Raw genomic sequence first — 21,684 nt, forward strand, 5'->3', positions numbered from 1 at the left:
CAATTCACTCATTTTTTTCGGTTGACATATTACCACTGGGCTATATATTAATTCTTAATTTTGATTCTTCGACTCTATTTCATTTTTAATACTTCTATATATAGTAGCACTTGAAATACCAGTGGCTTCTTGGATTTCTTTAACAGTCATTCGTTTTGAATGATAAAGTGCTAAGGCTTGATTTAACTTTTGTTGATTTACTTTTGGCCGACCGCCTTTTCTCCCTCTTGCACGTGCCGCCTTTAATCCAGCCATTGTCCTTTCGCGAATAATATCTCGTTCGAATTCTGCCAATACCGATAGCATTCCAAACATCGCTTTACCTGCAGCTGTTCCGGTATCAATATTATCTTGAATGCTTACAAACTCCACCTCTTTCTCTCGAAGCAATTCAGCAATCTCAATTAACCGTTTGGTGGATCTCGCTAGTCGATCTAATTTGTATACAACAAATTTATCTCCAGATCGAGACATCTTTATTGCTTGAAGTAATTCAGGTCGATCATCTTTAGCCCCAGATAATTTCTCCTGAAAAATTTCTTCGCAACCAAACTCCTTTAAAGCATCTAGCTGTAAATTTAATGACTGGTCAACTGTACTTACTCGAGCATAACCAATAATCATAAAATCGTCCCTTTCAAAATTAATTGTCAGATTAATTGTAACAAAAACATACGTTTTAGAAACATAGTTTTTGATATGAGTTTTGAAATAATAAGAAATAAAAAAGAAGAAGATTTTCATCTTCTTCTCAATCCTCTCAAAAACCATCGTTTTTGATAGAGTAAATTGTGATAAATATATTGATTACTAGTCAAAATATTCTATCCATAGTGATAAAATTAGATAACTGTGGAGGAGGAATATTATGGATATCAATTTACTAAAGAATCTACTTACCCAATCAGAAACAGAATACTTAGATTTCAAAAAAGGATTATACGTTAAAGCAAATTATGAGGATTTGATAAAAGATGTATTAGCAATGGCAAATGCTAAAGTAAATGGATCCCGCTATATCTTATTCGGCGTAAAGGAAAAAGTCGGACAAGAGAAGGAACTGTTTGATATTAAAGAACCGGTTGATGCAGCTACCTATCAAGAATTGATATTTGAAAACATTGAACCTCAATTGACTTGTCACTTGAATTATCTTATCTATAACAATCGTTTGTTAGCGGTCCTTGAAATCGTAGAACCAAAAGCCCAACCTTATCTACTAAAAAAGAAATATGGTAATTTGCATAAAGGGCTCTGCTATATTCGCCGAGGTAGCAAAAATGATTTCGCCATGCGTGCAGATTTTGATTATTTCTACAAACAAGGATCGTTCGAAATTCATATACTTGACCGTTTTTTGAGTGCAACGGATGCTGAAAGTGGATGCGCAACCTTAGAGTGTTCCTTTAGAAACTGTACAGACTTTCCGATTACTATTTACAAGGGTTATTTAGAAGTATGGGATTCAAAAAGAATGCGCACACAGCATCGGTTGTTTGGACATTCACGTTATATTCCTGGTGCGGATTTCCGTTTGCCTATATCCCCTAAAGAAGAAGTAACCGACTATTTCGCATTTGGTTTTGAATCAAGTGACTGTTTACGGTTAGAAATGGATGAATACGGCCATTCTGACTTAGACTTAAATTTTAAATTGTATTTGATTGATACGTTAGGGAATGAATATCTAGGTACAGCAAATGGTAGTATGGTGTTTGCTAGAGGTGACTTCTTATGGAAGGTTAAAATAAAGAAATAACAAAGTTATATTCTTTTATAGTAGAAACTCGAAATTATAATCGGGCAAATTATAATAAGAAAATTTTATTAAGGATATAATGATCTTTAAAATAATTAGCAATAGAAATTTAGGAGTCGTTCGATGACTTTTAATGACTGTGATTTATCGAATTGGATTGATAGAAAATAGATTCTTCATAAGGAGCGAATCGAAATGGACTGGACGATGTTTCATAAGCATGGAGAAGCACCTACGAAAGCATTTGAAGCTTTTGCTAATCAGTTGTTTGAATTGTGGTGCAGAAGAACCTACAAAGGCAGTATCTCTTATTTCACTGTTGTAAACGGATCTGGTGGCGATGGAGGTGTCGAGGCATATGCTCTGCTTTTGAATGGTACCTTTGTTGGCGTGCAATCAAAGTGGTTTTTACAGGCAATTGGTGCTGGAGAAATTAGTCAAATTAGAAATTCGATCAAAACCGCGATGAAAATTAGACCGAACATGAAGCACTATATTGTTTGCATTCCGCGTGACTTAGCTTCCAAAAAAGGGATAGCACAAACAACGGAACAAGACCGCTGGGATAAACTTATATCGGAGATGAATATCTCTTTTCCTGATTTAACCATTGAGCTTTGGACTGAAACAAAACTAAGAGAAGAAGTACAAAAAGATCAAACAGGCAACGTGTATCGGTATTGGTTTGAAAAAAATGAGATTTCATTTGAGACATTGAAGCAACAATTTGCAAAAGCTAAATCAGGTTGGCTAAATCAAAGGTATATCCCTTCTTTACATGGACAAGGTCTCATACAATCTGCCCTCCATCATTTAGTAGGAGAAAAGAGCAAGAGGATGGAAGCAGTGGAAGCCTTGCAGAAGTGTGACCGAAAGTTAGATAAATTGACCAGTGAGATTCAGTTTGGTCAAACCATTTATAAAAATAAAAAGCTAAATAACGAATTGAAAAAGATAGAAAAATTTTTACTTCAAATGAGAACTAATGTATCTCGTCTCCACATCATGATTCAATACAACGGTGAATCTCTTGACCTATTATCTTATGATTATCCTGATGTAGACAAGTGTCTTACTTATTTAAAGAATCAACCAATTCAATCTGTATATTCCATCAATCAGTCCGACTTAAAAAAATCTCTTAAAACTATTTATCAAATAGATGTGGAGGATGTAATTGATACCATACACGAAAATTTTTCAAACGATCAGATTTTAATATTAGGTGAACCTGGTACAGGAAAAACACACGGACTAGCAAATGGTGTTCAACAGTATTTGGATGTGGAGCAGAAACCGGCATTGATAATCCAAGCGAAGCGGTATGGATTTGAAAAATCATGGCGTGATATATTGATTGAAGCACTCGGCATATCATCCAATTGGAGTGAGGATGAAATTTGGCGCGGTTTAGAAGCATGTGCAGCAAGATGCGACATTCGTGATGCAAAAAACGATAACCAAGACCTTAAGATAGCTGAAGGCTTAACCCAAGTACTCGTTTGTGTGGATGGCCTTGATGAATCGATACCCTGGGACAGGTGGAAAGAAAGGATTGGAGAATTAGAGGCTATACAAAGAAACTATCGTCGACTGAAGTTTGCGGTTACTAGTAGACCGTATGTTTATAACGAAGATTTAACACCTAGAACATTACGGCTACCAACGGAAGGGGACTCATCCGTAAATCAATTATTTCCTGCTTATACAGAGTTCTATAACATTACTTTCACTAACCCAGATGACATCAACTGGCTACGTTGGAGTATTAAGACTCCTTTCGCTTTACGATTATTTTGTGAACAACATAAAGGAAAAGAATTATCAAATTTGGAGGACGTCTCCTATACAATTGCACACTTGTTAAGAGATAAAATTGATGCTGTCGATAGGGAAATAACCACAAGACTAGGAGAGTTATGGGGTCTGAAAGATCATGTCGTTTTGAGGGCATTGGTTACGATTGCAAATCGCGCAGTAAAACAAAGGATGTTCGATCGTCCTGAATTATCTAAGATAATCATGGAAGCACAGTCTGTGGCCTTGCTTGATGAACGCATTGCCTTACGGCTAGTGGACTATATGGTTAGTTACGGTTTACTGTCTGAATCTGTGACAAGTGAGCAGAACCCTTTAATTCCCCCTGTTAGAAAATATGAAATTGCCTTACAGCCAATTATGGATTATTTACTAGCCATGCAGTTGGTCGATAAAGTAATAAAAGAAAACGATAATGAGCTGCCACAGGAACTTAGTTATCGTCAAGGGACGATTCAAATGGCTGCCCTAATCTTACTTCAAGATTATAACCGGCTAGTTGGTAAGGACGGGTTATGGGACAATTCGACATATATCGACCTATTCGATCTACAGTTGTTTACATTAGCTAACGTAACGCCTAACCGAAAGGAGCCCTATTCGGAGGCAGTAATAAAAATTATTTCACATTCTATGTCAGCGAATCGTAAAGTAGTAAATCAGCTAATGGTGAAAATTGCACGTATTAAGAATCACCCATTGGGACCTATTCTACTACACGAAACATTGAATGATTTTAAAACTGCAGCAGAGCGTGATTTAATTTGGTCGGTTCCAGAATATTTACCTAGAAAGAACAATGCCGTTTGGGAAGGGAATGGCACAATATTTGTTAACCATGCAAATAGTGGCTTGCTTGCTTCTGACACCCATGATGGCCTACCCCTTTTATATGCTTGGCAATTAACGAATGTAGATAACCGTGTTCGGCAAAAGTGCCGAAAAGAACTGACGAAATGGGGGCAAGAAAACCCGGCCGAGTTTATTCAATTAATAAAGCTAACCTTTTCAACAAATGATCCACAAATGAAAGAAGACTTAATTTGTTGTGCCTTTGCTGTTTCAAGTACACTGACGAATCAGCCAGAACTTAAAGCTTTAGCGGACTGGGCTTTAGCAGAAGTATTTGTCGAACCGAAAATTAAGGAGCTTTATAATGCTGTCATACTATATGCAGGTAGAGCCCTTGTTGAACGTGCCTATCTGTATGGACATGTAGAAAAGCAAGTCGTTGAAAAAGCGCGTCCACCATTCCCTTCTTCTTCCGCTAATTTGCCAATCGATGTAAAAGCTGCACAAGCAAATTCAGATACTTTCGGTCCAATTTCGGGGGATTTAGGCTGGTATGTCATAAAAAGCGGTTACAGTAATTTTTTTGTTACCAAACAATCAGATTGTGTTGATGATAACTCGATCGAGACAAATCCTTGGGCAGCATTAACGGATGAGGAATTAAACTGGATAGCTGAGAAAATCGAGGATGGTAAAGAAAAGGAATCGATAAAGTCCTATGTGCAGCAACGTAAAAAGGAAATGATCAAAAGTCAGGACCAGCATCAATCAATCATAGATTCATGGAAAGATTACCTCATGGATGATATTGAAACAGATGAGGATGAGGATATTCTAGATTCAATTAATGGAATGGATGTTAATGAAGAATGGAATAAGTCGACTTTCACTCCAGTGCGATATGAAAATGATGCACATAATTTATTAGTAGAGCATGCTTTAGAGAATGGCCTAAATGATTTGACCCCACACCAATTGGCATTAGGATTTGTAGTGTCGTTTATTTATCGAATGGGATGGAATGAAAAGGATTTCTACGGACAACCTAATGGAGATAAACCGGGAGAAGTTATCGGTGTGGATGTTGCGATCATGCGTAACTATCATACAGCAACGCATGGAAGTCAAAGTACTATCATGCAATTTGCCGAAAAATATGCTTGGTGTGCGGTACATGACATGCTAGGTTATTTTGCTAATCGAATTCCACTATATGTTTATGGCGATAATGGGCGAGAAGCGGAAATGATTGACGACTATTCATTGCTATTAGACATTCCAAACCCATTACAAGAGTTGTCAGATATCTCACTGGATGAACGAAGAGACCAGATGGCGTGGTTCGTTCCAAATGATCTTTCTCCTACAGTTCAACACTTAAAATCGCAAGAAAAGAGTGATATTATACAATGGCTTCGAACAGCTCCATTTCCAGATTTAAGTAAATGGATCAATGCAGATGAATCAAAGTTAAAGCCTGTATTAGAAAAGGTAGGCGCAAAAGGAAACTGGGTGAGTTTATATAACTTTTCCGTTCTTACAGAACCACATACACTTTCTGATTCCATCATGTGGATTAAAAGTTGTGCCGTTAAGAAAGATAACTTTGACCAATTTAAGTTAGATTGTAGTGAAGGAAATCCAAGCTTGTTGTCTCATTTTGAGCCAATGAATATGAATTTCTTTGCATCACCAAGATCCGATTCATATATGGATCCATCCTCACTTGCTTGGATGACTTGGCTGAAGGAAGATAATCAGTTATTCCAGATTAATTCAGTTGAGAATAATAAACTAGTGGAATATCCTTTGTACAAAACAGTTGTTGAGACGACACATCTTATGAGAAATGAGGATGTAGAGTACACGTTTCAATTACCATCCAAGTTCTTACGCGAACTCTTAGATATAACAGAGGGTGACGGTTGGCGTTACTATAATAAAGATAAACAATTAGTTGCGTTTCACTCTCTTGTAGGACAGGCTTATCGAAACAGTCAGTCCTTGTTATATGTTAGTCAGGATTTGTTAGAGCAAGCACTCGATAACCATGGGTACAAGATGATTTGGGGAGTCCGTATTTTAAGAGAACCCTCCATGAAAGTTAGAGACAAGCACGGTAAATTTTTCCTACAAAGAGATACAACCTGGATTGTTTATGAGGATGGTGGCAAACTACGAGAATTGTTGGTGAAAGATGAGGAGAGTTAGCACACGTGAAATCTTGGATTCAACATTTTACGTGTGTGACAGGTATTGAATTTTAAGAGGATAGAGTAAAATAGATTACAAAACTGTTGTTAATGCATTGAAATACATACGACTGAACTCACAGGCGAAGTATTGATGAACGCATTTTTACTTTCCCATATTTTGAAATTATCTCTTCTTTTCATGGATACAAATTTGTACTTTTCTCTCCACCAAATGAAAAGGTGCCACTTTCTTATAAATACTAATGAAAGCAGTAGCGCAACATACTGGTGCTTTTTTTGTTTCTAATATTGGTTATGATGTTCCATTGTTATAAATAAAAAAAGACTGCTAATTATAATGTTCATTTAGACTAACCTAATTTAATGGGACAATATAAAACACCTTCGAGATGATACACTTAGACAAAGTGTTAATTCGGAGGTGTTTTTGAATGGGCAAAAATGTATATTCAAATGAGGTCAAGTGGGCAGTCGTAAAAGAAAAGATGAGTGGAAATCTTTCAAACAAAGAGATCATGGAGAAGTATGGAATCAAGAATGTATCTCAGATCAAGACATGGATGAAATGGTTTAGAGACAACGAGGTCTATCGATTCGATCAACCGATAGGTAAACAATATACATTTGGACATGGACCGGATGATTCAAGCGTTGAAGAGAAGAAAGAGCGTCAGATGAATCATCTAAAGCAGGAAAATGAAATCTTAAAAAAGTACTTGGCAATCGAAAAGGAGTTGAAAAAGAGATAGTTCTCCGCTTAGTCCAGCAGTTACGCAAGAGGTATACAATAACAGCTATACTATCCGTATTGAATGTACCCAGATCTACCTACTATCGATGGGCAAACTCAGAGCTCGTCGAGCTCTCCAAGGCAGAAGAGGCGATTATCGAACTTTGCGAAAAGACAAAATATCGATATGGCCACCGTAAGATCAAAGAACTGTTGAAGCGTGACCATCAAATCAAGCTGAATCGGAACACTGTACAAAAGATCATGCAGAAACACCACCTTCAATGCAGGGTCAAACCGAAGAGAAAATGGAAATCTCAAGGCGAGTCTGTGATTGTTGCCCCAAACCTGTTGCAGCGAGAGTTTCATGCAAGCGAGCCAAACCAGAAATGGGTCACCGACATCACCTATATTCAATATGGGCCAGAGACCCTTTATCTTTCTACGATGATGGACCTTTTCAACAATGAGATTGTCGCGTATAAACTTTATCGCCATCAACAGAGCCCTCTCGTGCTCCATACTTTGGAGGAAGCCTTGGAGAAGCGAGGTAACCCCAAAGGGGTCATTGTGCATTCTGATCAAGGGAGTGTCTATACATCGTACATCTACCAGAATCGGATCAAAGAAAAGAATTTGGTAAGCAGTATGTCACGACGAGGTAACTGGTGGGACAATGCTGTTATCGAGTCCTTCCATTCAAACCTAAAATCAGAGGAGTTCCAGTATATTAAATTTAATTCCCTTACCTTGAAAGAGGTTGAAGATCATGTGGATCAATTTATGAAGTATTATAACGAAGAGCGTATCCAAGAAAAATTAGGCTACCTGACACCTTTAAAATATGGTGTACTGGCAGCCTAATCAGGGTGTTTTATATTTGTCTCATATCGCTAGGTCAGTCTAATTCGCGGTCTTTTCGATGGTTTAATTGTGATCTTGCAATTCAAAAGCTCAACTTTTTATAGGACTCGATGATTTTCGGCTTTCAACTGAGCTGGTTAATATTTTATAAAAGGGGGTTTTTGAAAATTTTATGCACCTTTCGTCCCTATGACTATTGACATAACGACGAATAGCACCTTATAATATAAGGTGGAGTAGGACTAACACTCTATTCAAATTCGTTTCGTTAGAACTGATGCGCCAACATCAGATATGGTTACTTTCTTCTAAACAACTTTTACCTTTTGCAAATACGTTCGTTTATTATATTACAACTCAAAAATCACGATTGCAAGTGATTTCATAAATTCTCTAAAAGAATTTCGTAATATATCCTCGATCTAATTTGTTTCGTCTTAGTTGAAATAATCCCTAATTGGAACAAGCACCATAGGAGGGAAAGGTTTAAATTGCCGTAATAGAGTCTTTTCCTACTCCTTCAAATCAACTACAAGACGAAGGAGACAGGATAATTATGAAGATTACTGGAAAAAAACGAATTAGAAAAGCACACAACTACATGATGCACGTAACAGAAGGGGAAATGGCCTACATTGGTCTGACCGTCACAGAGGAGATTGCTGAACGCCTCAAGCAAATTGGATTCGAAAGCTTGAATCCAGGCGTGTCGCTGGTCCCATCACCTCGATTGGGGTCTGTCAGCAAATTCAACGCGATTGGGAAATTCATTCCTCAGCGAGACAAACCCAAAGAAACAGCTTACCGTCAGCAACATTGGGAATGGACCGATTGGGGAGGAAACTCTCACTCTCGAACGGTCGACATCCCTTACAAACGCTACCCAAGAAAAGCGATTCTTCCCCCGTGGGTCGAATTGCAACTTCTCAAAAAAGATGAACGCCTGGTACTTATAGCAGGCTCTTCTATCACCAAAGGTGAAACAGAAGAAACTGCTATCGTCCATCGCATCAATCTTTTGCTTGAGATTTTCAAACAGGCAGAAATTTTCCAAGAGGATTTCAAGTCATTCGAAATCCCGAAACCAATCAAGCTTGATTGGGACATCCTCCCTCCAGGAGAAATGCCTTGGGAACAATTCAAAAGCCACTTGACCCCAGTCTTGGAGAACATGTCGAAAGGCAAAAAGACTATCATTGCTGACCGAATCGAAACCGTTTCTCAATATCAACCCGACTTCCATGTCATCGGAAAAAACGGTTACCGAGGCTATATCATTTTCGGCTTCACCAAGCAGAATCTTTTTATCTTCGAAAATGCTGAGTATGGAAACGCCACTTATGTCTTCGATGGAAGCGATTGGGACCACCTTTCGCAACTGACAAAGGCAGAAATCATTTCTGGCAATCTACACAAGCATCGCTTTATCCATTTAGATGGATGGAAAGAACAAATTGCCTCACTGTTTCCATCTGAAAATCAAATCGCTTAATATATGTGGGATCAGCTAATCAATCCCCTTAGTTGATGCATATACTTTGCAGCACCATCATACATTGATGGTGCTTTTCTTTTTGGAAATATTAATATCAGTTTTCTCAATGAGCGTTATAAACTACATACAAGAAAAGGCCTTGTTTGTTTATATATATTTCTTGAGTGTCTATTGTTTTATTTATAAACACGGTTTAATTAAAACATTCCTCTAATATCTTTATTAATCGTTCGAAGCAAAGTACTCTTAGAGCACAACGTTACCTTGTGCTCTAAGAGTATTTAATCTGAATTCATATATTTTATTATTTGCTTTAATCCTTCTTTACTGATCCATGCTTCACCAATACGGATCGCTTCATCCGTTACTTTACCCGTAACAGCACATACGTACCTCTGCCGATGTGGTTCAATGATGATTCGTCTCTCATCATGGGTAATATCCACCCGATCCCCTTCTTTTAACTGAAAGACATCTAAAATTTCCTTTGGAATCACCATTCGTCCATGATTTGTTATTCGCTTTGTATGCACATCATCCCCCCTCACTTCTATCAGTCCTAGATTCTCTCGAAATCAAGTAAACTAATTATAATCGATACTTCACGATTCTTAATTCACAAATTGAGTGCTAGTGAAATATTCTTCACTAGATTCACTATAAAAAGCATTTTCTTTCTTTTTTTCTTCAGTAGCTTGCGTCAAAGCAATATTTAATCCAAATGCTAAAAGTAAGATAATGGCTACTCCAACAAATAGTTTTGAGTTGCCCTGTTGGTTAGTCTTTTTGAACTTCTTTTTAGAGGTTGATGGTTTAGCATTCTGAAACTGAACTTTCTTTTTCAGATGAGCACGAAACTTTTCAAACCCGCTGCGCTCGTTCAATAGCCTTTCTTGTTCTAATTCCTCAGCTCTTTTTTGCTCCCCAAACTGGTCTATCTTTTCTTGGATATATCCTTCTATTTCATCAAGTGAATTGAGTTTCAGGAAAATCGTTTCCCCAAATCGAATCACTTCTTCACTTGGTTCTAAGAAATCCATCCTCTTTGGTCTATCTATCAGCTCATTCAGCTTGGTCAAAGAGATAATGATTAATTCTTTCACAGCCGATACAGGATCTTTCTTGTAAGCAATAGACATGACGTCATTCTCTATGACCATTCCAAATAATCGTTTCGCCTCTCGATCTACTACGAAGTTCTCTTTTTGCCAAAGTACTTTGACTTGTTGATCTTTCGCTAGATTGATCAATTCTAAATAGAAGGGGAGTTTCTCTTCAAATTCAAAAGCTCGAATTGCTGTAAATGACATTAATCCCTTCACATCGTATTCATAACGTATCTGTCCCGCCTGAAAAGCGATCTCTTTTACCGGCACTAAAGATGTCGGTTCTTTGATACGTGCAAATGACTTCTCATAAGCTTGTTCAATTGATTCCATATCGTCTGTTTCAAAAGCCGTCAGAGGCTGCAAAAAATAAACCGAATCTTGATTGATTTCCATAGTTCCTACACGGTTAGCAATCGTTCGAATGACCATTTCTTTTCACCACCTTCATTACTATTGAAGTTCTGGATAAAGATCAAGGATCTCTTTGACTTCATCTCGATACTCTTCTTGTTCGGACTCTACTTCACTCTCAGGTACATTAGATTGGATCTTGTTGTATTCTTCATCAAACTTTCTAAGATCAACGGACTTTATATCTAAAGCAGGATGAGAGGAGACCATCAATTGGCCATCTTTTGTTTTCACAAACCGAATCTCAGCCGATTCTTCCTCCTCAGTATTTTCATATTTGTAATTAGCGTTAACAAACACTAATTCCGTGACAATAAAGTTAGTAGATTGATACTCTTCAGTATCGCTCACCTCTACCTCCATTGTTTCTATCCCATCATATTTACAATGACCAAGGCTACATGGTTCACTACTCACTGTATTAAAGTAAATTCTGTTATTTACGTCATCAGAATTACCAGATACAAAAGCGTTTCCATAGTTTTCTTCAAGTTCAGTAAATATCGTCTTTGAAGCTAATTCCTGAACTGACTCATTGAACGTCTTTTCATCTTCGAACTGTAGCTCTTTGTCTTCTATTTTTTGATTAACCTCTGATTCTAGACTTGCCAATCGTTCATTTAGAAACAAGACCATATCTTCAGCTTTTTGAATATCTTCATCTGTAAAAACTTCTTTACTTTCATTTGTTTTATTCGATTCCTCATCATTCGAATTACATGCAACTAATAAACTCATCATAGCTAGTAGAAATAGAACTAAAAGTACTTTCTTCATGTATACATCTCCTTTATCTTCGAACTGCGTATCTCGCCACATACTTTACGGATGAACCTACAGACCTTGCAGTTCCTGTAGATGCACCGAACTGATTCAGAAGAGTAGGAATTGAAAGACCTACTAAGAAAAAGATCATGCCTACGACCATATTTCCGTCTTCTAAACTTACCAATGTTTTGATACCTAATACAAAACAAAGTAGTTGAAGTGTCAATGTCAGGATGTTACTCACGACTGTCTTCAGCCATAGATTAAAGAAATTGTATTGGTCATTCACGATTGTTGGAATCGCTAAGACACCTGTAATGTACAAGATGACGAATAGAACAGTACGGTATAAGACAGATAGGAAGAATACAAACAAGATTGCTGAAACTACAATCATCAATACCAAGCCGTATCCAACTGCGTTGACAGCCATCACCTGCATAATGTCATAGTGTGTGGCCGGAGTTGTCAACATCGTCTCCGTCAACAAATGTGTTAGTTCCAAGAGCCATTCGAATAACTGTGAGTAGATTCCTAGTAGAATGCCCCCTGTCACAATAGCCACTAACTTGTCTTGAAGGGAGTTCATCCCCTCTTCGCCGTTACCACTATATAAAATGATGATTTTTGTAGTCTGCCACAGGATAAAGATAGCCGCAATGGTCCACGCCAGAGTTTTGAAATTAAGCATATATCCTTCATAAACTGGATTTCCCATAATAAAATTTGAGTCTATTTGGAATTTGCTAAAGCTATCAATCGCCCCAAAAACGAAACCACTGATTGTAGTGAAGAAAAAGCCATTGGTATGACACCCTATCTCATGCCACTTACAATCGAATTGATTGGTATCATAATCATATTTATCAAGATAAAGGACATTCTTCATGTAAGACTCTGCCCTTTCTACTTTCTCATTACTTGATTGGGTTTCTTTATAATCTTGAAGTGTATCTTCCATGAATTCCCCTTGTTCTGCGAGCACAACATATGGGGAAAAAACTTGTAGAATAATCAGTGCTATCAACAGAAACTTCATCCATTTCGGCATCACATCACCCCCTGATTGAGCACCGTCAATACGATCACAATCACTGGGACGACCAACATCATTGCATAGCGAACGACGACACCTTTCTTGATTTCCATGATTTCTTTCTCACTGAGTGGCTTGCCGTACATCAGTTCATATCGTCGTTCTTCTTGATCGATGGCTGACCTTGAAAGTCGCTGTATCCATCCATCTATCTTCTTTTGTACGCCTTGTTGAATGGTGACAACACGTTGTAATGTATCTCTCATCTCACCCACCCTCTCTCGACATCATTCGGTTCCTATCGCCTGTTCGACCGATTCTCCTGATACGAGTGGTTCTAGATCATGTGAATCGACCTTCCACTCATCGTCTTGAAGCCATTCTATCTGTGACATCAGATACATCACTCGCTGCTGTTCTTCCCCCACCCCTGCCACTGTGACACGGTAGATGGCGTAGACCTTATATCCCTCTTCCTGGGGTCTGACGGAGATGTTGAAGATCTCAAGTTCTTCTGCGTTACTCTGTTCCTCTTCGTACATCGACTCTTCATCCGTCAACTCGCCTTCTACTTCGGTCCGATAAGATTCAGTAAAATAATCGAGCGCTTTCCCTTCAAACAAGGCATCGAGGAACGCCTCTGTCTCGGAGTAAATAGCTTCTGTCTCACCAGCATCCATCTCCAAGCGCTCTATCTGCTCTTCTAAGCGTTCGTTCGCCTCTTGTGTGTCTTTGTTGCTGAAATAGAGATTGAAGCTCACAAGAGCTAGTGCCAGCGTGCTCATCCCTAGTAGAATCGTTGCTAGGTTCAGTTGCCTCACTCGTCATCACCTTCCCCTGTCGTCAGATAATCCATCGGATTGACCCGGTTCCCAAACATCCGGTCCGTGTGGATCTCAAAGTGGAGATGGTCTCCAGTGGATCTGCCGGTCGTCCCACATTCTCCGACCTTTTCAAGTTGGCCGACCATCTGGCCGACCTCGACATCGATCTTGCTGAGGTGAGCATATAAACTGAAGAGCTTGTTCTCATGCTCGACGACGACAACATTTCCGTACGTACTGAGATTGCCTTTCGGGTATTCCGCAAATACGACACGGCCACCTTTCGCCGCGAAGATCGGGTCCGGTCGACGACACGCAAGATCCACGCCTTCATGCGCTTTGATCTCTCCGGTGACCGGGTGAACTCGGATCCCGAAGTTCGAGTTGATGACGACATTCGGGATCGGTTGGACAAAGTCTCCAACGAGTACTTCACAGTTCATCGTCAATCCACCTAACGAGCTAACCACTTTCGTGACGTTCGGGACCCAGTGGACATTCAAGTTCGTTGGGTCGTTGCTAGCTCCTATCGGTGCATAGACCGAGCCAAGGTCTGTGATCGTCACCAGACCGTCTTTGATGATGCGGTTGTGTAAGGTCTGCCCCATCGATTCAATGCCCTCTTCAAGCGTATCGAAGACAAAGAGACCACCTGACCCCATCAACCCTCCTGGATTGTTCTTCTCCACGACAGCTGAGGATGTCCCGTACCCTGTCTCATGAAGTGCGATGGCTGCCATGAGGACCGGATCAATCCCCTGTTCTTCGGCGACTCGAAGGAACACGCCTTCTTTGCCCGAGAACACGCCTGCTGAAGCGAACTGTGCCGACCAGAGCTCTTCATTGATTTCTCCGTCTACAGCGCAGTAAGCGCCTCCTACACCGCCTGAGAGAGCATTCAGATTACTATCAGGGTCATCTAGGTTGAAATCTTCGCCTTTGCTCGCAACGGACATGAAGACAGGCACGAGAATCAACAGAAACGTCACGCCTACCGCAATCAGTCCGAGCGGACTGAACAGTATCTTTGTCAGTAAGATCGAACCGATCGTCTTTGCTGTCTGTCGTGGATCCATACCATCATCCCTTTTTACATCGTAAGTTCATTGATACTTTTTTGTTCAAACCAGAGCTTTTCGGTCACTTCGTTCAGCTGGACCTCGAGTTTGATCTTCTTTGAACCGGTGTAGAAGATGCCTTTCCCAGCCTGTTCCTTCTTCTTCCCATCCTTCAAGATTAACGTAGAGCGCTCCTCTTTCGAGAACGTGTTCCCAAGCTCTTCTTCGAGGTACTTCAGTTCTTCTTCACTCATTGGAAGATAAAGACGCTGCACGGACTGTGTGATGATCGCTTTTCCGTAGTTGCGGTTCTCGTCACGTGCTGACAAGAAGTCTTCGACCGATTGAGACGCTGTCGTGATACCACAGTTGAACGAACGCAAGACCTTCATCATGAAGTAGATAAATTCCATCGCCTTCGGTACCTTCGGATCAGCAATGACGTGTGCCTCATCGATGAAAATGTCACTCGGTTCCCGGTCGCCACTCATGATTTCATACGTCGTATGCGACAAGATGTTATAAAAGAGGATCCTCTGGATCTTCTCGTTGTTGCTCATCTCTTTCAGGTCATAACAGATGAGGTCGTTTGCGATATTGACGTTCGTTGGTCCATTGAACAGTTCCGAATAGATGCCGAATACATAGGTCTCGAGTGTCGTGTGAAAATCACGGATCCGGTCGTAGAGTGGTGGATCGTCTTTTTTGTCTCGCTCGATCAATTTGTAGAGGTCCTCTAAAATCGGATAGTCCGTGACAGATAGACCGTTGACGTCGGTCGTCTCATCGATTCCCTTCTCTTCGTAGACCTTTTGGATGTACCGGCTCAAGATATCTTCCTGTAGGTCGGTCATCGAGTTGTACATGAGTTTGAACATGACAAGTAGATTCGAGATCTTCGTCAGCAAGATGTTGCCGAGCTCCGACTCTTCCATCTGGATCTTTTCACTAATTTTCGGGAGGTCCATCGGATTGATACGATTCCCGCCCTTCAGCTGGAACTTCACCCAGGCACCGCCTAGATCCGCATAATTGCGTCCGAACTCTCCTTTGGGGTCGACTGTGATGACCTTCCGGCCGAGCATGTGCTTGTTCGTCATGTTGGCGAATAGGTAGGTCGACTTCCCGATACCAGAGATCCCGATCACGAACTCGTGACGGTTCAAGAGCTTCGTATCATCGACGATCACAACATTGCCGGTCGTCATGTTGCGCCCTTTGATCAGACCGGTCTCGGAGAACATCTCGTTCTCATGAAAAGGGAAAAAATACGATATGGCTTCGGAGTTACTCATCTTGTACGTGAGCGACTCGACCTTGTTGCTGTTGAGTGGGAGAAATGAGCGAAAGGCGTCTACAGCTCGGTCTGTCGGATTGTGAATGATCCCAATCTTGGAAAACTTGCTCTTGACGGTCGTGGTCAGTTGGTCGAGTTCATCTTGTGAGCTCGCCACTAAATGGATGAGTGTATGGAAAAGGAAGATCTTATCGTTGCGATACGAAAGGTTTCGCAACATCTCAGATGCACTCTCGATCTGTCCTTCGGACTCGATGATCGTCTGTTCATCCGCAAATCGGGTGTTCATTTTCATGCGGTTCTGTTTGATGCTCTTGACGAGCTGCGAGCGTACCTCGCCGAGGTTGTATTCTTGCAAGTAATGGACAAGGGAGACGTTCTCCGGGATCTCCGTCACCTGTTGGATCTTGCTCTGGTCCTGGATCGGGTCGTAATCGACGATCAAGAGCGTCCGAGTGTAATTCGATCCGACTCGTACCGATGAATCGTATTCTGTAATATTGTCTGGAGCGATGGCCGTGAGCAATGTCTCGTTCATTCCAGTGACTGTGTCTTCAAATGTCATCTCGGCCTGTTCTTTTGGCTGTAACCATCTCGGCTTCCACACCATGCTCCCACCTCCTATTCGAATCGGTCGTTGAGTAAGGTCTTGTACTGTTCGACAAGTGCCTTGGCTGTGTTCTTTCCGACCACGACATCGAGTTTTGCATTCGTCTTGTGGACGATGTTCTGTCCTTGCGCCTGTGCATTCTCAAAGTCGATACACGCATAATAGAACTTCAATAGCTCATCGTTCTCTAAGATCTTCACATCGAGCTTCTCGTATCCTGACAGCATCTGTTCAAGCTTTGTCTGCAAGATGTTGGCGGTCGTCTCCAGTTTCAGATAGTCCTTTGGTGAATTGGAGAACGGTTTTGAGATCACCAGATACCGTTTCCGGGTCACCATGTTCTTTGATTTCTGGATACGGTCGATCTGATTCGCATATCCTTGCTTCAACATCCGTTTGGCATACGACGAGTTCTGGTCCACCTGTTCGTTGAACCACATCAAGTAGTTCGTCAGATTGATCGGCTGCGCCACCTGCATCAACTGGATCTGTTTCTCTCCGGTGTCATTGATAAACGCTTGATAGGCCGACAGCACGTTCTCTTTCGCCAGCTCATTCATGAGCGATAAATTGATGGATGAGACCTCGAGCACTTTGATCAACCGACCGTCTGAGGATTCGAGACAACCGTTTGCGATGTTCGCAAGTCCCAGTTCTGTCCGAGTATCTCGTTCTTTTCGGTTCATCGGCAAAGCCCCTTTCGCATAATGGAACTCTTTCTGTCTGTGACGTGCCCGTAGCTTCCAGATCACTTTGTACTGAAGGAGTGACAGGTTCTTCCGAACCGGATGCTTGTTAAGTTGGAACACCGTCACGAGCATCGCTGGAACAAATGCCACGAGCAAGAGCTGCTGATTGAAGATGTCCATCTGGTAGAACACGTAGGAGATGATTGCACCGAGTACAAGGAACGGCGTCACGATGAACACGTCTTGGAACGAGATGTTTCCGTAGAGATACTTCTTTGTATCGATATTGAGTGGAAGTTCTACCTTCCCTCTCTCTCGCAATCGTTCTTGACGCTCTAAATACGAGTCTGAACGCATCGGTATCACATACTTTCTTACGTAGTCTTATAGATTCGTCTGGATGTAGTCGATCACTGGTTTTGCGAGTAGGAACAAGACGACTCCGACGACACATAGCTTCAAACCGTTCTTGAACTTGGGTGATGACTGTTCATCTCCTGCCCATACTCCGATCGCACAGATAAGTAACCCGATCATGAAGATCGTGATGAACGTCGTCTGCATATCTGCGAACAATGTGTTTAAGAATCCAGAAATTCTCTCGAACATTTTTGCCACCACCTTTCTCTGTTGTCTAAACTCTAACACAGTTGCCTAAAAACGGGCAATATAAAATCCCAATTTTTTACCATTACTTTTTAACCCTTTTAAAATCCCAAAAAAAAACAGATTTTTTCGTTTCAAGTGCCTTTTTTCTTACAATAAAAGACCTTTTCCCTATTATTACCTATAATAAATTTTACTTATAAATAAAAAAATAAGGGTCACTAGGACCCCTCTATGCCTAACTCTCTATATAATCTCTGACGTTCTTGCTCGATCTCTTCCTCACTGATCTCATTGGTAACTTTTGATTCATGAACATCTTTTTTCAACCATTCGGGCACATTCTCGGTACGATCTTTTGGAATGACCAGTTTTGACTGGTCGCTTAGCCAACGTCGCTTGTCTTCCACAGCTTTCGTCAGTCTCGCTGTGATACTGTGAATCTTTCCTGGAGTCCGTTCAAGCGAATACTGCAGCGCATCTGCATACTGATGGACTGACAAGACATCCTGATGTGCGAGGTAATGGTTCACAATATCCTTCAAATCAATTGCATCATCCATCAATCTCTTTTTGTTCTTCATAAGGGCATCCAGAATAGCTTCAGGTAGGACGTGTGTATCTCTTAATTGATTGATCTTATATTCAGTATCACTAAAATCAGTATCGTTAAGTTCAGTATCATTAGTGTTAAAATCTTTAACTTCTTGAGGTAAAGAATCTTTACTTCTTGAAGTTAAAATTTTTGACTTCTCTTCTCCCCCAAGGGATTGAGGCGTATCATCAAGCTTTTTGAATTGCTCTATATCGGTCAGGTCAGCCGTAGGTTTTAGTAAATAGAGTCGGTTCGACTGAGAAAGACCCATGCGTCTCTCTTCCAAAAGTTCCGCTTGATTAAGCTCTTTTTTGATTTTAATGACAGTTGGTTTGCTGCAGTTCAGGATATCTCCAAGTTGTTGATTTCCGTAGAGAAAAAAGATGTTTCCCTCTTCATCGAACCACTGGTTCTTGATCGATAAGTCCAATCGGTCCTGAAGGATCGCAAAGGCTATTTTTGCATCGTTACTCAGTTTCTTGTAGCGCTCGCTTGTAAAGAAGATCTTCGGTAGCCTATAGAATCGCTGGGCCACCTCTTCTCGAATGTTATACTTGCCTGTCATGATTGTTCGTCCCCTTCCACTCCCTGAAAGAATGAAGGTCCTCAAGCACTTAAACACTTCACGATACGAAAAAACGAACTTTTCGCAACAAGAAGATATATGCTATAATCAAGATATATTAATCAAAGGACCTCTCTACTCGACCGCACCTTTATTGACCGTCGCCAAACTATCAATAGAGGTGTTTGTAGGGATTTTTTTATTTATAAGTAAAATTATTGGACTTAGTATATCACAGATTATGGAACATACAATCGTTCCGAAAGGATTTTTCATATGACGTCTCAATCACAACCTAATATCTATGAAAAGATTGGTGGGGCTCTAAAATCCATTCGTCTTGAAAGAGAACTTACACTTAAAGAAGTCAAAGAAATGACAGACATCAATATTGCTACTATCTCTCAGATCGAGAGAGGCGTTAAAAATTACTCACTTGGTTGGATCATTCACTATGCAAACACACTTGGCTTCAATCCTGAGGAAGTGTTCATCAGAGCATTTCAAGAAGACTTCCAAAACAAGCAATTGGATAGATTGTTTGAACGCTTTGAAGAATACCTTCCCGAAATAAAAAAGAATAACGACAACACCTAAGACATCCGGTTTTAAGCTGGATGTTTTTCTATTTGGTTAAAAAAGATTGATGGATAACAGATACAGATGAGAGTAAAAAGCACACGTATACAGATATGTATTGGCATACTGGACAATTAACTAGAGTTCGCTCTATCCATCGGTCCTCCCCTCGCATCTTGTAGTCTTTTATAAATATCTAATTGGTTTTGAAGCTCCCCGACAGCCGTCTCATTTTCTTTTTCTGTCAGGAACAGCTCTAGGTTTACGATGTACTGAAGTCTATGAGTCTTCTGATAGCTGAGGGCACACTGAAGTAGCACAGCAACAGAGGTGAGTCCTGTCTTTGCTGCACGTCCTTTTCCGATCCGTTTGACCATGATCTTTGTAGATTGACGGATGACCTCGTTCAATGTGCTGCGAGGAATCCCAATCTCCTCACAGATCTCACTTTGCGTCGTCCAGTGGACTGGGCGGTCCAGTTTCGTCATCTCATCGATATAAGATAGCAAGTCCTCTTCCCACTCTTCGTAATGACTGCGCACACGCTCTTCACGTTCTTTCTTGAACTTGTACCATCCACTTCGAGACGTCTCGATCTTTACATCTTTTTTGATGCTCCATGCACCAAGAAGTTCTTTGATGTACGTCTTGCTGGCTCCTTTAAATCGTCCCTTGTATGCACTTCGGACGATCTTCTCAACCTCTGTATGACGTACCGGACTTTTGAGTCGTGAGTTGTACTCATCAAGTAAATCAAGAGCCTCGTCACTCCCCTTCCCTGCGCTATAGCAAGCAAGGGCCAATGTGAACATGAGATTGTCACGACCAAGCTGCCCTGAAGTTCCTTTGACGTCTTGTGTACGTAATAATTCACGGAACCACGCAGTCTCGGTCACATCATTCTCTCTTCTTTCTTGGGACACGACAAAAAGACCTCGCCCACGGTCATCGTCTTGACGTCTCGACCAAGAAATGAGGTTTCCAAAATCAAATACACACTCTTTTGAGAACCAACGTACATTCTCTTTTTTAGGTATACGGAAAAAGCCAAAGTCATTACATGAGACGTCTACCCCATGCAAGACTTTCGCCAAGCTCAATTTGATGTTCTCTGAGATCCGTTTGGCCACCTTCAGACCACGGAAGTCGTTCTTGTTGCTGATAAAGAATGGTGTCTCCAATACAAAATAGACCTGGAACCCTTTCGGAGTCTCAAGAACAATTGTGGGAGCCCCAACGCTATGTTCAACAGCTGCAGATAAGATATCCGTATACGACTGTCTCTTTGAATCGATATCGACGACAAATGTGTTGATCTGTTGCAGGTTCTTCTCTTCATGACCTTTTATGTATCTTCTCTGATCGTCTGTATACGTCAGATAGTTGAAGACATTCGGGCTCCAATGAGAAAGTACATTCACATCTTCAGTCAACGACTCAAGAGATGTAAGAACATATCCTTTTACACCGCTAGGTGTTAGAAGGTCCTCTTTAGACCGGACAACTGGGATAGCACCTTTTTTGGTTTTCCCTTCAACTTTGAAAGCTTCTACTTTTAGAGGGAGGTTGGCCTTTGAATGTTTATGTTTATATGTATAAATTCCATCTTTCAATATGGTTTCTAAGACGATATTCAATCAAGTGGCCCCCTCTAACTATGCGTATCTCTCCATAAGTTAAAGGATTAAAAACATTAAGTAAATAGCGTCAAATCAACGTTTCTAGCGTTTCAAAAGTAGAAATTTCTACTTTTCTACTTTTGTTAGAATGAATGCCTTTCTCGCATAAGTAGAAATTTCTACTTTTCTACTTTTGTTAGAATGAATGCCTTTCTCGCATAAGTAGAAATTTCTACTTTTCTAC

18 protein-coding genes are annotated in these 21,684 nt (G+C 40.6%); 5 read left to right on the forward strand and 13 right to left on the reverse strand.

Annotated features, from left to right (window positions below):
- Positions 1-54: 54 nt before the first annotated feature.
- Entirely contained in the window at positions 55-624 is a 570-nt protein-coding gene (locus CF394_RS08405; protein ID WP_070778430.1) for a recombinase family protein, read from the reverse strand.
- Positions 625-868: 244 nt separating this feature from the next.
- On the opposite strand from CF394_RS08405, the gene CF394_RS08410 reads away from it, so the two are divergent.
- The 4 genes from CF394_RS08410 (at position 869) to CF394_RS08425 (ending at position 9,671) form a co-directional block, all read left to right on the forward strand.
- Complete coding sequence (locus CF394_RS08410) at positions 869-1,759, forward strand: AlbA family DNA-binding domain-containing protein (RefSeq protein WP_094942933.1); 891 nt, start codon at positions 869-871, stop codon at positions 1,757-1,759.
- 195 nt (positions 1,760-1,954) lie between these two features.
- Positions 1,955-6,580, forward strand: a complete 4,626-nt coding sequence (locus CF394_RS08415; RefSeq protein ID WP_094942935.1) for an NACHT domain-containing protein — start codon at positions 1,955-1,957, stop codon at positions 6,578-6,580.
- A gap of 436 nt (positions 6,581-7,016) precedes the next feature.
- Positions 7,017-8,179, forward strand: a protein-coding gene (locus CF394_RS08420; protein WP_094942936.1) for an IS3 family transposase whose coding sequence is annotated in 2 segments (ribosomal slippage) — positions 7,017-7,293 and positions 7,293-8,179 — 1,164 coding nt in all. Because the reading frame shifts where the segments join, the coding sequence is not laid out codon by codon here.
- A 556-nt stretch (positions 8,180-8,735) separates the two neighbouring features.
- Positions 8,736-9,671, forward strand: a complete 936-nt coding sequence (locus CF394_RS08425) for a hypothetical protein (RefSeq protein WP_094942938.1) — start codon at positions 8,736-8,738, stop codon at positions 9,669-9,671.
- A gap of 284 nt (positions 9,672-9,955) precedes the next feature.
- On the opposite strand, the gene CF394_RS08430 is transcribed toward CF394_RS08425, so the two are convergent.
- The 11 genes from CF394_RS08430 to CF394_RS08480 all read right to left on the reverse strand — a co-directional run bounded on the left by CF394_RS08430 (position 9,956) and on the right by CF394_RS08480 (position 19,242).
- A complete protein-coding gene (locus CF394_RS08430) occupies positions 9,956-10,207 on the reverse strand; it encodes an AbrB/MazE/SpoVT family DNA-binding domain-containing protein (RefSeq protein ID WP_094942939.1) in 252 nt (83 codons plus the stop codon).
- 78 nt (positions 10,208-10,285) lie between these two features.
- Positions 10,286-11,212: a hypothetical protein gene (locus CF394_RS08435; RefSeq protein WP_094942941.1), complete on the reverse strand. Its 927-nt coding sequence runs from the start codon at positions 11,210-11,212 to the stop codon at positions 10,286-10,288.
- Positions 11,213-11,233: 21 nt separating this feature from the next.
- The gene (locus CF394_RS08440; protein WP_094942942.1) at positions 11,234-11,971 is read right to left on the reverse strand and encodes a hypothetical protein; all 738 of its coding nucleotides are present in this window, start codon (positions 11,969-11,971) and stop codon (positions 11,234-11,236) included.
- A 13-nt stretch (positions 11,972-11,984) separates the two neighbouring features.
- On the reverse strand, positions 11,985-13,013 hold the full coding sequence (locus CF394_RS08445; protein ID WP_243370761.1) for a conjugal transfer protein TrbL family protein: 1,029 nt from the start codon (positions 13,011-13,013) through the stop codon (positions 11,985-11,987).
- On the reverse strand, positions 13,013-13,264 hold the full coding sequence (locus CF394_RS08450) for a hypothetical protein (RefSeq protein WP_094942944.1): 252 nt from the start codon (positions 13,262-13,264) through the stop codon (positions 13,013-13,015). The genes CF394_RS08445 and CF394_RS08450 overlap by 1 nt, the downstream gene beginning before the upstream one ends.
- 21 nt (positions 13,265-13,285) lie before the next feature.
- Complete coding sequence (locus CF394_RS08455) at positions 13,286-13,819, reverse strand: hypothetical protein (protein WP_094942945.1); 534 nt, start codon at positions 13,817-13,819, stop codon at positions 13,286-13,288.
- Complete coding sequence (locus CF394_RS08460) at positions 13,816-14,898, reverse strand: peptidoglycan DD-metalloendopeptidase family protein (protein WP_094942947.1); 1,083 nt, start codon at positions 14,896-14,898, stop codon at positions 13,816-13,818. Before CF394_RS08460 ends, CF394_RS08455 begins: the two co-directional genes overlap by 4 nt.
- A gap of 14 nt (positions 14,899-14,912) precedes the next feature.
- The gene (locus tag CF394_RS08465; protein WP_165767511.1) at positions 14,913-16,787 is read right to left on the reverse strand and encodes a VirB4 family type IV secretion system protein; all 1,875 of its coding nucleotides are present in this window, start codon (positions 16,785-16,787) and stop codon (positions 14,913-14,915) included.
- Between the two features lie 11 nt (positions 16,788-16,798).
- Positions 16,799-17,833 (reverse strand): TraC-like domain-containing protein, encoded by a 1,035-nt coding sequence (locus CF394_RS08470; RefSeq protein ID WP_094942948.1) that lies wholly within the window; start codon positions 17,831-17,833, stop codon positions 16,799-16,801.
- Positions 17,834-17,860: 27 nt separating this feature from the next.
- Entirely contained in the window at positions 17,861-18,085 is a 225-nt protein-coding gene (locus CF394_RS08475) for a hypothetical protein (RefSeq protein ID WP_079523993.1), read from the reverse strand.
- A gap of 218 nt (positions 18,086-18,303) precedes the next feature.
- Positions 18,304-19,242 carry a replication initiator protein A gene (locus CF394_RS08480; protein WP_094942950.1) on the reverse strand — a complete coding sequence of 313 codons (939 nt, stop codon included), beginning with the start codon at positions 19,240-19,242 and terminating at the stop codon, positions 18,304-18,306.
- 276 nt (positions 19,243-19,518) lie between these two features.
- Between CF394_RS08480 and CF394_RS08485 the strand changes: the two genes are divergently transcribed.
- Positions 19,519-19,839: a helix-turn-helix domain-containing protein gene (locus tag CF394_RS08485; protein ID WP_094942951.1), complete on the forward strand. Its 321-nt coding sequence runs from the start codon at positions 19,519-19,521 to the stop codon at positions 19,837-19,839.
- Positions 19,840-19,955: 116 nt separating this feature from the next.
- Here the strand turns inward: CF394_RS08485 and CF394_RS08490 are convergent, their stop codons facing one another.
- Complete coding sequence (locus CF394_RS08490) at positions 19,956-21,458, reverse strand: primase C-terminal domain-containing protein (protein ID WP_094942953.1); 1,503 nt, start codon at positions 21,456-21,458, stop codon at positions 19,956-19,958.
- Positions 21,459-21,684: the final 226 nt, after the last annotated feature.

The sequence above is a fragment of the Tetzosporium hominis genome, from assembly GCF_002265435.1.
Lineage (GTDB): Bacteria > Bacillota > Bacilli > Bacillales_A > Planococcaceae > Chryseomicrobium > Chryseomicrobium hominis.